Here is a 1,220-nt window from a genome sequence, read left to right on the forward strand (position 1 = left end):
GAAGTCTGGACGGATCGTATGTTGGCGGCGCTGGGCAACGGCGTCAAAGGAAACAAGTGGTTCAGTTTGATCGACAAGGTCTGGCGCCTAAGCACCTTGCAAGCGGCTTGGCAACAAGTCAAAGCGAACAAAGGGGCATGGGGCATAGACCGGCAAAGCATTGAAGGATTTGCGGCGCATGAACAGCGGTACCTGAGCGAGCTGTCCAGACAACTGGAGCAAGGAGAGTACAGGCCCCAGGCGGTGCGGCGGGTAGAAATACCCAAAGCTGGCGGTAAAACGCGGCCCCTGGGCATCCCGACGGTCAAGGACAGGATAGTCCAGACGGCGGTCAAGCGGGTGATTGAGCCGATCTTTGAGAACGAGTTTGAGGGCACGAGCTACGGGTTTCGACCCGGCAGGGGCTGCAAAGACGCGCTGCGGCAAGTCGATGCACTATTGAAGGAAGGCTACACCCATGTGGTGGATGCAGACCTGCAGGGGTACTTTGACAGCATCCCCCATGAGGCACTGATGGACAGGATCGGAGCGCACATCAGCGATGGAAGGCTGCTGGCTTTGTTTAAAGGCTGGCTACAGCAAGACATCGTGCAAGAGATGCGCAGATGGACGCCGACGGCGGGCACCCCGCAAGGGGCGGTCATCAGCCCGTTGCTGGCCAATTTGTACCTGCATCCGCTGGACGTGAAGATGAAGGCGCAGGGCTACCGAATGGTGCGCTACGCGGACGACTTCGTGATTCTGTGCACGACGGCGCAACAAGCGCACGAGGCACTGGAGCAGGTCAAGCAGTGGGTAGGGCAAAACGGGCTGAGCTTGCACCCGGACAAGACCCATGTAGGGGACTGCACGCAAAGGGGACAGGGCTTTGAGTTCCTGGGCTACCGATTTGAGGCGGGCAGACGCTGGGTGCGGGACAAGAGTCTCAAGAGCTTGAAAGACAAGGTGCGAGAAAAGACCAAGCGCACGAGAGGCGAGAGTCTGCGCGTTGTCATTGAAGATCTTGGCCCTATGCTCAAGGGGTGGTTTGGCTACTTCAAGCATGCGTGCAAAAGCACGTTCCGAAAAATAGACGGATTCATACGCAGGAGACTGCGTGCAATGCTGCGCAAGCAGGAAAAGCGTCCGGGGATGGGAAGGTGCCATGCCGATCACAAACGCTGGCCAAATGTGTACTTCGCTGAGTTGGGGCTGTTCACCATGACGCAGGCCCGATTGCA

At 58.1% G+C, this 1,220-nt stretch carries 1 protein-coding gene; it reads left to right on the plus strand.

The window, feature by feature from the left end; genetic code table 11:
• Window positions 1–21 precede the first annotated feature (21 nt).
• On the plus strand, window positions 22–1,220 hold a 1,199-nt coding region (ltrA, locus tag H663_RS40910), incomplete at its 3' end, for a group II intron reverse transcriptase/maturase (protein WP_240620606.1).

Source organism: Limnohabitans planktonicus II-D5 (genome assembly GCF_001270065.2).
GTDB lineage: Bacteria > Pseudomonadota > Gammaproteobacteria > Burkholderiales > Burkholderiaceae_C > Limnohabitans_A > Limnohabitans_A planktonicus.